Raw genomic sequence first — 12,484 nt, forward strand, 5'->3', positions numbered from 1 at the left:
CAAAAAGCGGAGGGCGAAGATTCGGAACGCTTAGGCGCTCTTGAACTTGTTGACGAACTCGGTCCGGGTTTCTGCGTACCAGGGCGCTTCTGCCGGCCACGGGTTGAGGTTGGCCAGCGAGTCGCCCGGATAGGCCTCGGCAAAGTTCTTCTTGTAGGTGTCGCCGGAATACTGGTCGGCGCCCAATACCGGCGAGTTGTAGCCGTGACTGTCAATGGCGACACCGGCCGGCTTGGCCTGATAGGCAAAGTCGATAAAGGCGTAAACCTGATCGATATTCGCGGCACCAGTCGGCATGGACATACCATCCACCCAAGCCATCGCACCTTCGACAGGCGCCTGATAGTGCACCGGCTCACCTGCGGATTTCAGTGCAAGGGGTGGGCCGTCCCAGGTTTGGCCAACGACAACGCCTTCGTTCAGAAGACCGTTCTTCTGTGTATCGGCGTCGTTCCAAATCAGTTTGATGCGGTCCTTGCGCGCAATGCACCAGTCTGTGATCTGGCCCCAAACCTTGCGCATGGTGTCTTCATCACCATATGCGGCCCAGACCGAACCCGGCTCCATCTCGCCAGCGCGTTCCATGTAAAGACCGGCACCCAGCATCATGGAATGCGCGCGGCCCATGGTTTTGCCAGCGTTCTCTTCCGACCACACGTCGCCATAGGATGGTGCGTCACCATCCGGCAGCCACAAGTCAGTACGGTAAGCGATACCTTCCGTACCCCAGATATGCGGCAGCCAATGCGCACCTGAATCGCCGAAGTTCCACGCGTCGGTGCCAATCTTGGCCATGGCAGGGTTCACCAGATCGACCGGAACCTTGTTCATGTCGAAGGGCTGGAGCAGCTCCAGCGGCTCCCACTGCAACGACCGGTTGTTGGTCGGTGAAACGATATCAAAGCCCTGGCCCTTGGTGGCCTTCATCTTGTTGATGATCTCTTCGTTCGAGCCGATGCCGGTATAGTTCACCTTGATTCCGGTCAGGGTCTCAAACTCTTCGATGAAGCTGGGCGGCAGGTAGTCCGACCACATCAGAATGTTGATTTCGCCCGACGAAGCCAGAGCGCTCTTGCTGTACAGGGGTGCCGCAAGTGCCGCGGCACCTGCGCCTTTCAACACAGAGCGCCTCGAAAGTGACGAATGTTTAGCCATAGGTGATCTCCCGTTGTTGGATGAGTTTGTTTTTGTCTTTGTATTCATAGGACTTTCTGTGCCCGTTCGTCAGTCCAAAAGTGACAGTTTGCGGAAATCTTATATCCAGTTTTTGTTTTTGACACGTTTTGGTTGAATCTCAGAGCGTTAGTTTACCTGCCAGACTGTGAAATCGTGCGCGCCGACCGGATCAGAGCCAATCAAAATGCATCGTGAGCCACCGCCAGGCAGGGGTTTGGACATGTCACCAAAATTGAAGGCAAAATGCAACGTACCGAGTCGGGTTACGCGTAAGTCTGGGTCGCAGTCCAAAGGCTTCAGCCCTGCCCATTTCAGGACATCGCGCATAATCTCGTGCAAGAGCGCACCGCTGGGGACCATGGCCAGATATGTCGCACGATCCGACCGGACGATCGCTGGGCTGGCGTCGCAATAGGCACTTTTGAAGCGCGCCAGGACATTTGCCTCGGTCTCGACGATTTCGCGCCAACCATCAAAGCCAAAAAGCTGACCGTTCTGCAACTGCACGGATTCTCTTGCAATATCCGGGAGCGATTCGACACGGGCAACACGGACGCCGGTCAGATCCGCCAACGCACCCGGCGCCAGATTCGAAGGGGTCTGCATTTGAGCCGTCTTGCTGCCGGACCGGGCACCAATCAAAAGCCTTGCCCCCGAAGCATCAAGCCTCGCGGCCAGTTCCGGGGTCACGATCATGCTTTGCGGCAGCACGATCAGGGCGTAACCTTCCAAACCATCCTCGGGCCCCACAAAATCAATATCCACCCCCAGACTGCGCAAGGCAGTGTACCATTCGCGGAAGATATGGGAATTGGGGAAGTCATCATCGTGCGGTAGGATATCGGCCGCCCAGATCGAAGCGTAATCCAGCATCATCGCCACCGAGGCTTTTCCACGCGTCGTCGGCGGAAGGTTTTCGCGATCCTTCACAATCTGAGCCAGCTCGAGCGCGGCTTGATCCACACTGTCATCCGAGCGCAGCAAGGCAGTATGGTATTGTTCCTGCGCGAATTTTGCCTGTCGCCATCGAAAGAACATCACAGCTTGCGCGCCGTGTGCATATGCGGCCCAGGTCCAAAGCCGAACCATCCCTTCGGCTGGGGAAGGGTTCTGTGCCGCCCAGTCCACTGGCCCCGGTTGCTGTTCCAGCACCCATACCCGCCCCCGCCCCTGACTGCGATACAGGTCGCAATGAAATCCCTGATAGTCAGGTGCGCCGGTTCGCAGATAGCGGCGCTTTTCCTTCTCTGACAAGGTTGAGCCCATCAGATTACCCAGCGGGTAGCTGTCAAAGCCGACGATATCCAAGTCGGCGGCCACTGCGTGGTGATCGAATTCGAAACTGCCGGCCATGAAGTTGTGCGTGATATCTCGACCCGGCGCATGTTCGCGCAGCACGTCCACCTGTGTCTTGTTGAACAACCGCACCCGTTCCGAGGAATAGCGTCTGAAATCAAGGGCATGGGTGGGGTTGGGCGTGGCGACCAGACCATTGGGCAGTTCAATCTGGTCAAAGCCGGAATAGCGGCTCCCCCAGAACACGGTCCCCCAGGCCTCATTCAGTGCGTCAATTGCGCCATATCGATTTGCCAGCCAGCGCCGAAAGCCCGCCCGTGCGGCATCGGAATAGCTGAGAACTGTATCGTGGTCGTTATACTCATTGTCGATCTGCCACGCTTGTACATACGAATTCTGACCATATCTGCGAGCGTATTCGGTTGTGATCCTTTGCGCCTCGGTCAGATAAACCTCACTGGAAAAACAATAATGCCTGCGCGAACCGAACCCTCTGACCCGACCATCCGGCCCTACAGGCAGGATTTCGGGGTACTCATCGATCAACCATTTTGGGGGGGCGGCTGTTGGGGTGGACATCATGACCCTCAGACCGGCTTGCCCCAAAATCTCAATCACCTCATCCAGCCAGCCCCAGTGGAACTGACCGCGCGCGGGTTCGATCAGGCCCCAGGTGAATTCAGCAATCCGTACCCAATTCAACCCCATGTCTGCCATTCGGTCGGCATCGTTTCGCCATTGCGAAGGGTCCCACTGTTCGGGGTAGTAACAAACCCCAAGTTCCAGCGCGCTCATCGTGTGTCCTTTGCCGTGCGTCGTTCGATCCACTTCAGGAAACTGGCGCAGCCGAGTGTGAGAACGACATACAGGATTGCTGCCGTGTTGAAGGGGGCAAAGGGCAGAAAGCTAGCTGCCTGAAATTCTCGCATCCTCTGGGTCATGTCGCGGACGGACAGGATAGACAGCAATGACGTGTCCTTGATCATCGCGATGAACTCGTTGCCAAGCGGTGGAGTTACAATCCGAAGGGCTTGCGGCAGAACAATAAGCCGCGCCGTATGCCAACGCGACAAACCCAGAGAGCTGCCCGCTTCCAATTGGCCTTTCGGTATCGCCTCGATCCCGGACCGGAAAATTTCGGCCATATAGGCGGAATAACCAACCGAGATCGCGATGATCCCCCGTGTCATATTGGTCATATCGATTCCGCCGCCGGTAACATCCTTGACTGCGCCCGCCAACGGCAAACCGATATAAAGAATGATTACCAGCATCGGAATGCCGCGTATCGTATCCACGAAAAATTCAGCCCCGACCGCCAGCGGGTGCAGTTTATGCTGAGCCCCGCCGATGGTCAGTGTCAGCAACAAAAACCCGAGCACGGCAAATGCCAGGGCCGGATTGCGGTACTTATCGGGTAGAAATCTTGTTTGCCACAGGACCGGATAACCTTGCGTATGCGCCTCCGCCGGAACAAAAGCGCCCGAGACGCTGTCGACCGTTTCGATCTGTTCAAGCGCGGCAGTGGCATCGGTTGCGCTGCGGATCCGATACTGCTGACCATCGGCCCCCTCGAACTCGCCAAACCGGATGACGTTAGCCTGCGCCTGCGGCGTGCCGCGCACAACCGCGATACGCCCCTCTGTGCTGCCCACCAGAACAAAGCTGACCTGCGGCTGCATAAAGAAAAATGCCGAGGCTGCCAGCATTGCCAAACTGATCGAACCATAGACGACCGTCGTACGTGCCTTTGGTTTGAACGATTGCAGCCCGACCCAGACTAAACCAAGAATGGCCGCGAAGATATAGGCAAAAATGGCCGCACGGAATGTAATGGCCACCCCGGTTGCGAACTGCCAATGAGCCATGAACATGAGATAAAACAGAACCGCGCCCGTGAGACACTCCAACCCCAACAAGACGCGCCTGCGCCAGGGCGGCTGCAAACGTGCCGAAATCAGGCATAGTGCGACGACAGCCGCGTAAACTGTGAGGAAAACTTGTAGTCCCGACTGAACCTTGGCGATCACGTCCGGAAACAGTACCCAGGTCTGACTGGATCGATCGATAAGGGGTGAGGTGTTTTCGCTGAGCGCATGAAAGAAGACCGACTCGGCAAATGGCATCAGAAGCTGCGGAGAAACAAAGCTGATGACCAAAAGCGCCGCAGCAGCCGGTAACGCAGCAAGCGCACTGAACCTCAACCAGCCGGGGGAGTTTTGTGAAAACCGCGCGTACCGGGCGCAAAGATATCCAAGGATCGCAACGGTCGAAATCAGCAGAAACCCTACAAAAATGGGCCCCGCGTCGATGCCGATCCCCAGAATTGCGACCAACGACCGCAAGTATTTTGAGGATGTAGCGAACAGGTAGATAATAAAGGGCGCTGCAGCGAGCAACACCAGGTTACTCGGGCGGATCGTGCTGAGGCGCGACATGGAAATTCTCCGCTAAAACAAGGCCCGGCGGTGCTGACCGCCGGACCAAAAAAGGGCGCTAATGGATCAGTTGGTGCCCCAGTATTTGGCCGTCAGCTCGTCCAGTGTTCCGTCCTCCTGTATGGCTTTCAGACCAGCGTTAATTGCATCCACTGTCGGATCACCTTCCTGAAACACGATGCCTAACGGGTCGGATTGCAGGCCTGTAATGCCAACAGTCAATTCGCCCGCAAATTCCTGTTCATAGGCCGCCGCCGAAGTGCCATCGATGATCACGCCCTGAACGTCCGCGTTCTGAAGCGCCAGAATGGCGGCCGAGAAGTTGTCGTAAAGGCTGACATTCTCGCGCCCGACAAGCTCTTCCGCCAATTGGGCGTTGGTCGTCGCGGTTTGCGCGGCCAGTTTCTGGCCACCGGCTTTGAAGTCCTCAAGTGTCATGTCAGCATTATCGACCTGCAACAGAATGGCTTGGCTGACAACGATGTAAGGCTCGGAAAAGTCCATGGTTTCTTCGCGTTCCGGTGTGATCGACACGCCCGAGATAACCAGATCGAACTCACCCTGCTGAAGGGCCGCAAAGATACCGTCCCAGGCGGTGTTTACGAAGTTGGGAACGCAATTGACCTTCGCACAGATCGCATTCATCACATCGACATCAAAGCCCACGATTTCACCGGTTGTTTCGTCGACGGTTTCCATCGGGGGATAGGTTGCATCTGTTCCGATCTTGAGAACGCGACCTTCCAGATCGGCGGCAAAGGCCCCCGGCGCTGTCAGCATTGCAAGCGTTGCAACGGCAAATAGGTTTTTGAACATGTTCGGTTTCTCCTCTGTTGGCTCAGTTGGTCTGCGCCATACCTGGCGCCGGGGTGTCAGGTTGCCGCTCGATCAATGTGGCCCTGATCTTTTTTTGCGTTTCCGACGGATCAACGCCGTCCAGTGTTTTTAGCATGAATTCACCCAGCAGGCGGCTGGTCTCGCCTATCGGCAAATAATAGGTGCTGGGCGGGGGGACGAAATACTGGCTGAGTTTCAGATCGTCGTTTGAAATGACGACGACATCCCTGCCGACCTGAACGCCCATATCGGCGGCGGCGGACAAGGCGCCAAGGGTCATCGCCTCGTTTGCGCAAATGATGGCGCTTGGCCGGTTGTGCATTCGCATGAGCGCCGCAAAGGCCCTTTGCCCGGTCTTCGCCGTGGTCGGGCCGGGAAAAACAAGGGCCGGGTCAAACGCCATGCCACCTGCCGACAGAGCATCAGAGTATCCCTGAAGTCGTTGACGGGCATAGATCAGGTCATCCGGCGGGTTGATAAGCGCTATCCGCCTGTGCCCCAATGCCAACAGCCGGGCCGTTGCTTCAGAAGCAGCAGCCTGACTGTCGAGATCCACATAAGGATGTGGTTGGGCACTGTCACTCATTCCGTATGTGACAAACGGAAACCCCTCATCTTGCAGATAGGCGATACGCGGGTCATTCACCCGTGTTCCGGAAAAGATCACGCCGTCTGCCAACCCTTCCTGCACGATGGAATGTAGGGTCTGCAATGCGGCTTCAACATCTCGTACACTGAAGACACTCAACTCATAGCGTGACCCTTGAACCGCGTCGGATATTCCGGCCAGAATCCGGGTAAACTCCACACCCTCCCACTCTTCAGCGGCACTGCCCGAAACGCTGACCAATACCGCAATCCTGTAGGATTTATTGGTGCGCAGTTTCAGGCCGTCCAGATTGACCCGATACCCCAGCTCGGACGCCGCCTTTTGAATCTCTTCCCGCGTTTCCCGTTTTACCGAAGAAGCGCCACGAAGGGCGTTTGAAACCGTGCCAACTGAATAACCGGTCATACGGGCGATCGATTTGATCGTTGCCCGCGCCATCAGCCGATGCCCCCAAGCCGTTCAGTCAAAAACGACCGCCCCGTTTGCAAGGTGCGCCTGTGATCGGCGGTTTCATCATGCTCAACGAAAAGGTCGGTGCACTTGGTGCTTGAAAGGGCTCGTATCGTGGCGTCCCAATCGACAACACCCTCACCCGGATTGCGCCAGCGCCTGTCGCCTGATCCGCCCTGCGGATCCACGTCCTTTGCATGAATAGACAGGATGCGATCCGCATGGCGCGCCAACAGGTCAGCCACGTCCTGACCAGCCGCGACGATCCAACCGATATCAGGCTGCCAGTAGATGTTTTCTTGCGCCAGAATCAGTTCAAGAGGTGTTTTTCCCGGCGCGCCGAACAGATCAAAGTCGTGGTTGTGATAGGCCAGGCGGACGCCGTGATCTCCAAGTCGATCTGCCCAATCGGACAACTGGCCCGACACTGCCTTCCATCCCTCGACAGTGCCGGGCCGCGCCAGTGGCGCCAGCCAAGGCATGACCGCCACCTGGCATTCCAAAAGGTGCAGTACTCCAACGATGTCGTCGAAACGCTCGTGGAACTCCTCCCAATCGAAATGTGCAGAACGAAGGTTAAGACCTGATTGATGGACGATGCGTGCCATCTCTTGCGGTGTCATGTCATGCAGCCCGGTGGTTTCGATATCTGAAAACCCGCAAGCGGAAACCAACTTCAGTTGGTCCATGAGGTCACCGCATTGCCGAACCGTGTAAAGCTGCGCCGATACCCGCATTTTTCACCATTGAAACGTTTCAATTATGGTGAAGCACAAAACGCAATTCTGTCAAGAACTGCGTTTCGCTTCTATTTGCGCATGGACAACCCATTGTGGAACAGATGCACCTTGTCCGGTGCGGCCGTGACCGAGACCGTCTGGCCGCGCAGGTTCCGCTGAACCCCCGGCAGCTTTGCAATGACTGCATCCGCGCCATCGGTTTTCTCAAAATACAGCAGCGTGACTTCGCCCAGGGCTTCGGTGAAATCCACCTTGCCGGACAGAATCGCGGATTCTTCCGTCATGGCCAAGTCTTCGGGGCGCACTCCGATATTGACCTTTTTACCCAGGTCACTGTCTTCGGTTGGAACCGCGGATCTTGCAATCCCGCCTGATGACAGTTCAACGGTGGTCATTTCGCCGGTTCCGGTGATTGTGCCGGACAGCAGGTTCATGGAAGGCGAACCGATGAACTGCGCAACAAACTCGTTGTCAGGCGCCTCGTACAGTTCAAGCGGTGTCCCGACCTGCGCGATGCCCTTGTTGGCCAATACCACGATCCGACTGGCCAGAGTCATCGCCTCGACCTGATCGTGGGTCACGTAGATCATGGTGCTGTCAGGCATGGCCTCTTTCAGACGCGCGATCTCGATCCGCGTGGCCACCCGAAGTGCCGCGTCGAGGTTCGAGAGGGGTTCGTCGAACAGATACACCTTTGGGTCACGTACGATCGCGCGCCCGATGGCAACGCGTTGACGCTGCCCCCCGGAAAGAGCTTTGGGAAGGCGGTCCAGGAATGGTTCCAGCTGAAGGATTTGAGCGGCACGATCTACGGCAGCATCAATCTCGGCCGCGGGCATCTTTGCGATTTTCAGGGCAAAGGCCATGTTCTCGCGAACGGTCATGTGGGGATACAAGGCATAGCTTTGAAACACCATCGCGATGCCCCGCTGTGCAGGCGGAACATCGTTCATGACCTGTCCTTCGATTTCCAGCGTGCCGCCTGAAATCTTCTCCAACCCGGCAATCATCCGCAGCAGGGTGGACTTGCCGCATCCGGAAGGACCTACAAATACGATCAGTTCGCCTTGTTCGATGTCGAGGTTGATGTTCTTCAAAACATCGACAGGGCCATAGGACTTGGCGACGTCCGTTAGGTTGAGTTCAGACATGCGTTATCCCTTTTTCCTGTACATCAGGATGAACTGCGCCGCGTTCAGGACAACGTTGCCGTTTCCTTCGACACCGCCCAAGTCCTGACCCATGACCTGCCAACTGCCTTCGGGCAGTTCGAACTCGGCAGTATCCGCACCCAGATTGAACGCGCAGAATATCTGCTCATGCGAATCCTCACGCACAAAAGACAGAATCGAACCCGTTTCCGTCATGCCGGTCTGCGCCCCCGTTGCCAAAGCAGGATGCGCATGCCGTAAGGCAATGGCGCGACGGTAGTGGTTCAACATCGAGCTTGGATCCGCCTCCAATCGGTCTACCGCTTGCCCGGCCTGCTGTGCGCTTACCGGCAGCCAGGGTTCTGCGGTGCTGAAACCCGATTGTTCATCTTGTGCTGCCCAAATCATCGGTGTGCGGCAGCCGTCGCGGCCCTTGTATTCGGGCCAGAACTCGATGCCGTAAGGGTCTTGCAGTTTCTCGAACGGCACATCCGCTTCGTGCAGGCCCAGTTCCTCGCCCTGATAGAGGCAGGCAGAGCCGCGCAGGCACATCATGAGAACCGCGTGCTGGCGGGCTGCGGCGTCATCCAGATTCCAGCGCGAGACATGACGCTGTACGTCGTGGTTGGAAAATGCCCAACATGGCCACGCGTCACCTGCCTTCGCTTCCAGCTGGTCGAAAACGCGCTTGGTGTAAGTGGCTGTCAATGAACGTTTTTCCAGGAACTCGAAGGCATAGCACATGTGCATCCGCTTATCCCCGGATGTGTATTCGCCCATGATCTCGAGCCCGCGCTGCGCATCCCCGACCTCGCCCAGACAAGCCCGGCCTTCATATTCGTCAGTCAAAGCCCGCAGTCTTTCGAGGAAGGCGATGTTCTCGGGCTGGCTTTTTGAAAACAGGTGGTCCTGATGGTTGTAGGGGTTCACGGCCGGTGCGATCGTGACGTTGCGTTGATCCGTCGGCAGTGCGGGATTGTCGCGCAGTGCCTTGTCGTGGAAATAGAAATTGATGGTATCCAGCCGAAAGCCATCCACCCCCAGATCAAGCCAGAACCGCGCCACGTCCAGCAACGCATCCTGAACATCCGGGCAGTGGAAATTCAGATCCGGCTGCGATGTCAGGAAGTTGTGAAGATAATATTGCAGGCGTCGGGCATCCCATTGCCAGGCCGAGCCGCCGAAGATCGAAAGCCAGTTGTTCGGAGGCGTGCCATCCGGTTTGGGATCCGCCCAAACATACCAGTCAGATTTCGGGTTTTCCCGACTGCTGCGGCTTTCGATGAACCACGGGTGCTGATCGGATGTATGCGACAAGACCAGATCAATCATGATCCTCAGATCCTTCGTATGGGCCTGATCCAAAAGCTCTTTGAAATCCGCCAGCGACCCGAACATGGGATCGACATCGCGGTAATCGCTGACATCGTAGCCAAAATCCTTCATCGGCGATTTGAAAAACGGCGAGATCCAGATCGCATCAACGCCCAGTGAGGCGATGTAATCCAGTCGCGCAGTGATGCCCTTCAGATCGCCGATCCCGTCCCCGTTGCTGTCCTGGAAACTGCGTGGGTAGATCTGATAGATCACACCCCCACGCCACCAGTCCGAAGACAGTTTCGTTGCTTTGCATTGTTCAGGGTTGTTCTGCACGTTCATCAGACGCCTCTATTTGACAGATCCGGCCAACAGGCCCCGGACCAGGTATTTTTGCATTGCGAAGAAAACGACCAGCGGCACGAAGATCGAAACAAAGGCAGCGGTCGCAAGGATTTCCCAATTGCCGCCACGCGTACCCAGTAGCTCGACAATGCGGTTCGTCATCACGGTTGTCTGGCCGGTCGCGTCGATCAGGAAAACCTTGGCAACAAGCAGGTCATTCCATGTCCACAGGAACTGGAAGATCGCGAAAGACGCCAGCGCCGGGAAGCTGAGTGGCAGGATCAGTTTGGTAAAGATCTGAAACTCGGTGGCGCCGTCGACGCGGGCGTTTTCGATCAGATCACGCGGCAATCCGGCCATGTAGTTGCGCAGCAGATAAATCGCCAGGGGCATCCCAAAGCCTGTATGCGCAAGCCAGACTCCCAGATAGCCTTTGCCGATCCCGATATTGAGGTGAAACTTCAGCAATGGGATCAAAGCCAATTGAAGCGGAACGACCAAAAGGCCGACAACGGCCGCGATCAGCAGGGCGCGCCCGGGAAACTCCATCCACGCCAGCGCATAAGCCGCAAAGGCAGCAACCAGGATCGGGATGATTGTTGCCGGGATGGTCACGGTCAGCGTGTTGAAAAACGCCTTGGCCATGCTGTCCGTACTGCTTTGATCCAGAAGAACCTTTCGGTAGTTTTCCAAAGTGAACTCGGGTGGCAATTCGGCCGTTACGAAGATGCGCGCGCCACGTTTTCCGGTGAATTCCTCGGTGTTTTCCATCCGATAGTTGCCGGCCGCATCCACCGTGATCGTACCACCCCGGCGCAGCTCGGCTGTTTGGCCCGGTTCAAATGCATCAACCTCGCGCGAACTGATGCCCCATCTGGAAATCGTTGCTTGCTCATCTTTGCCGAACAACACCCCCTGAATGACATACACTCCGTTTTCCAGCACCTGCGTCTCGGGCGCGGCACTGCGAAGCGTCAGGTTTTGTTCAGAGGGAAACAGCGACCGCCACCAGCCGCTGGACGAAATCTGATCTGCCGTCCGAAAGGACGAAATCAGCAAGCCAAGCGTAGGAATGACCCAAAGAGCCACCAGGAAGATGACTGACAGATGCACCACCCATCTGAGCGCGGGTTTGGTTCCGGCGATATCGCTCATGGCTTACTCCATCTCCTTGCGCGCGTTGCGCACGTTCCAGACGAGGATCGGCGTAACAAGCAACATGATCACCATGGCCGAGGCCGACCCGACGCCCCAGTCATTGGCGCGGAAAAGCTTGTCATACATGTAGTTTGCCAGCACCTGCGTCTCCCACTGGCCGTTGGTCATGGCAAAGACGATGTCGAACACTTTGAGCACGGTGATCGTGATCGTCGTCCAAACAACAAGGATCGTGGTTTTGATCTGCGGCACCTTGATCTTGAAAAAGATCTGAAAGGGATTGGCCCCATCCAAAATGGCCGCCTCGATGGTTTCTTCGGGAATACCGCGCAAGGCTGCCGACAGGATGACCATGGCGAAACCCGTCTGTATCCAGATCAGGACAACCATCAGAAAGAAACTGTTCCAGAAGGGGATTGTTAACCACGTGTTGGGTTCGGTCCCGCCGAAGAAGATGTACAGCGCGTTCAGGATCCCTATCTGGTCCTGTTCAGCCGGTCGCGCATCATAAACCAATTTCCAGATCACCGATGCACCAACAAATGAAATGGCCATCGGCATGAAAATCAAGGATTTGGCAAAGTTGCCCCAGCGGATGCGGTCGGTCAGTTGCGCCACGAGAAGACCAAAAGCCGTTGACATGGCCGGCACGACGATCAGCCAGAACATGTTGTTGCGCATGGCTTCCCAAAACTTCGGCTCAGCCGCCATTTGGGTATAGTTGTCCAGGCCTACCCATCGGTATCCGCCGCCGGGCACGCGTTCCGTAAGCGAAAGGCGCAAGGTTTCAACCACCGGATACGCCAGATACAGCCCCAATGCAGCAAGCGCCGGGAACAGGAACAACCACGGGCGGATCAAGTTCGCGCGGTTGATGTTTCGGCCCGCATTCGGCCCGCGCGGCGGAAACAGGACTTTGTCCAGAAACTGGTTGGAAAGATAGAAATAGCCCACGCAACCCGACAC

10 protein-coding genes are annotated in these 12,484 nt (G+C 56.6%); all 10 read right to left on the minus strand.

Features of this window, described 5'->3' with window-relative positions:
- Window positions 1-30 precede the first annotated feature (30 nt).
- Entirely contained in the window at window positions 31-1,155 is a 1,125-nt protein-coding gene (locus AC2FNN_RS19945; protein WP_496760179.1) for an extracellular solute-binding protein, read from the minus strand.
- A gap of 147 nt (window positions 1,156-1,302) precedes the next feature.
- The gene (locus AC2FNN_RS19950; RefSeq protein ID WP_496760180.1) at window positions 1,303-3,267 is read right to left on the minus strand and encodes a beta-galactosidase; all 1,965 of its coding nucleotides are present in this window, start codon (window positions 3,265-3,267) and stop codon (window positions 1,303-1,305) included.
- Window positions 3,264-4,910, minus strand: coding sequence for an amino acid ABC transporter permease (locus AC2FNN_RS19955; protein WP_496760181.1), 1,647 nt, complete (start codon window positions 4,908-4,910; stop codon window positions 3,264-3,266). The genes AC2FNN_RS19950 and AC2FNN_RS19955 overlap by 4 nt, the downstream gene beginning before the upstream one ends.
- Window positions 4,911-4,976: 66 nt before the next feature.
- Complete coding sequence (locus AC2FNN_RS19960) at window positions 4,977-5,726, minus strand: basic amino acid ABC transporter substrate-binding protein (protein ID WP_496760182.1); 750 nt, start codon at window positions 5,724-5,726, stop codon at window positions 4,977-4,979.
- A 22-nt stretch (window positions 5,727-5,748) separates the two neighbouring features.
- Window positions 5,749-6,795, minus strand: a complete 1,047-nt coding sequence (locus AC2FNN_RS19965) for a LacI family DNA-binding transcriptional regulator (RefSeq protein WP_496760183.1) — start codon at window positions 6,793-6,795, stop codon at window positions 5,749-5,751.
- A complete protein-coding gene (locus AC2FNN_RS19970; protein WP_496760184.1) occupies window positions 6,795-7,496 on the minus strand; it encodes a sugar phosphate isomerase/epimerase family protein in 702 nt (233 codons plus the stop codon). The genes AC2FNN_RS19965 and AC2FNN_RS19970 overlap by 1 nt, the downstream gene beginning before the upstream one ends.
- 119 nt (window positions 7,497-7,615) lie before the next feature.
- Entirely contained in the window at window positions 7,616-8,698 is a 1,083-nt protein-coding gene (locus AC2FNN_RS19975; protein WP_496760185.1) for an ABC transporter ATP-binding protein, read from the minus strand.
- Between the two features lie 3 nt (window positions 8,699-8,701).
- Window positions 8,702-10,357 carry an alpha-glucosidase gene (locus tag AC2FNN_RS19980; RefSeq protein WP_496760186.1) on the minus strand — a complete coding sequence of 552 codons (1,656 nt, stop codon included), beginning with the start codon at window positions 10,355-10,357 and terminating at the stop codon, window positions 8,702-8,704.
- A gap of 9 nt (window positions 10,358-10,366) precedes the next feature.
- A complete protein-coding gene (locus AC2FNN_RS19985; RefSeq protein WP_496760187.1) occupies window positions 10,367-11,515 on the minus strand; it encodes a carbohydrate ABC transporter permease in 1,149 nt (382 codons plus the stop codon).
- Window positions 11,516-11,518: 3 nt separating this feature from the next.
- On the minus strand, window positions 11,519-12,484 hold a 966-nt coding region (locus tag AC2FNN_RS19990), incomplete at its 5' end, for a carbohydrate ABC transporter permease (RefSeq protein WP_496760188.1).

It is taken from the genome of Ruegeria sp. BHSA118, from assembly GCF_059613405.1.

What these genes read in the sequence shown, in the direction of transcription:
- AC2FNN_RS19945 (WP_496760179.1), bottom strand. Translation starts at nt 1,155, where the DNA reads ATGGCTAAACATTCGTCACTTTCGAGGCGCTCTGTGTTGAAAGGCGCA.
- AC2FNN_RS19950 (WP_496760180.1), bottom strand. Translation starts at nt 3,267, where the DNA reads ATGAGCGCGCTGGAACTTGGGGTTTGTTACTACCCCGAACAGTGGGAC.
- AC2FNN_RS19955 (WP_496760181.1), bottom strand. Translation starts at nt 4,910, where the DNA reads ATGTCGCGCCTCAGCACGATCCGCCCGAGTAACCTGGTGTTGCTCGCT.
- AC2FNN_RS19960 (WP_496760182.1), bottom strand. Translation starts at nt 5,726, where the DNA reads ATGTTCAAAAACCTATTTGCCGTTGCAACGCTTGCAATGCTGACAGCG.
- AC2FNN_RS19965 (WP_496760183.1), bottom strand. Translation starts at nt 6,795, where the DNA reads ATGGCGCGGGCAACGATCAAATCGATCGCCCGTATGACCGGTTATTCA.
- AC2FNN_RS19970 (WP_496760184.1), bottom strand. Translation starts at nt 7,496, where the DNA reads ATGGACCAACTGAAGTTGGTTTCCGCTTGCGGGTTTTCAGATATCGAA.
- AC2FNN_RS19975 (WP_496760185.1), bottom strand. Translation starts at nt 8,698, where the DNA reads ATGTCTGAACTCAACCTAACGGACGTCGCCAAGTCCTATGGCCCTGTC.
- AC2FNN_RS19980 (WP_496760186.1), bottom strand. Translation starts at nt 10,357, where the DNA reads ATGAACGTGCAGAACAACCCTGAACAATGCAAAGCAACGAAACTGTCT.
- AC2FNN_RS19985 (WP_496760187.1), bottom strand. Translation starts at nt 11,515, where the DNA reads ATGAGCGATATCGCCGGAACCAAACCCGCGCTCAGATGGGTGGTGCAT.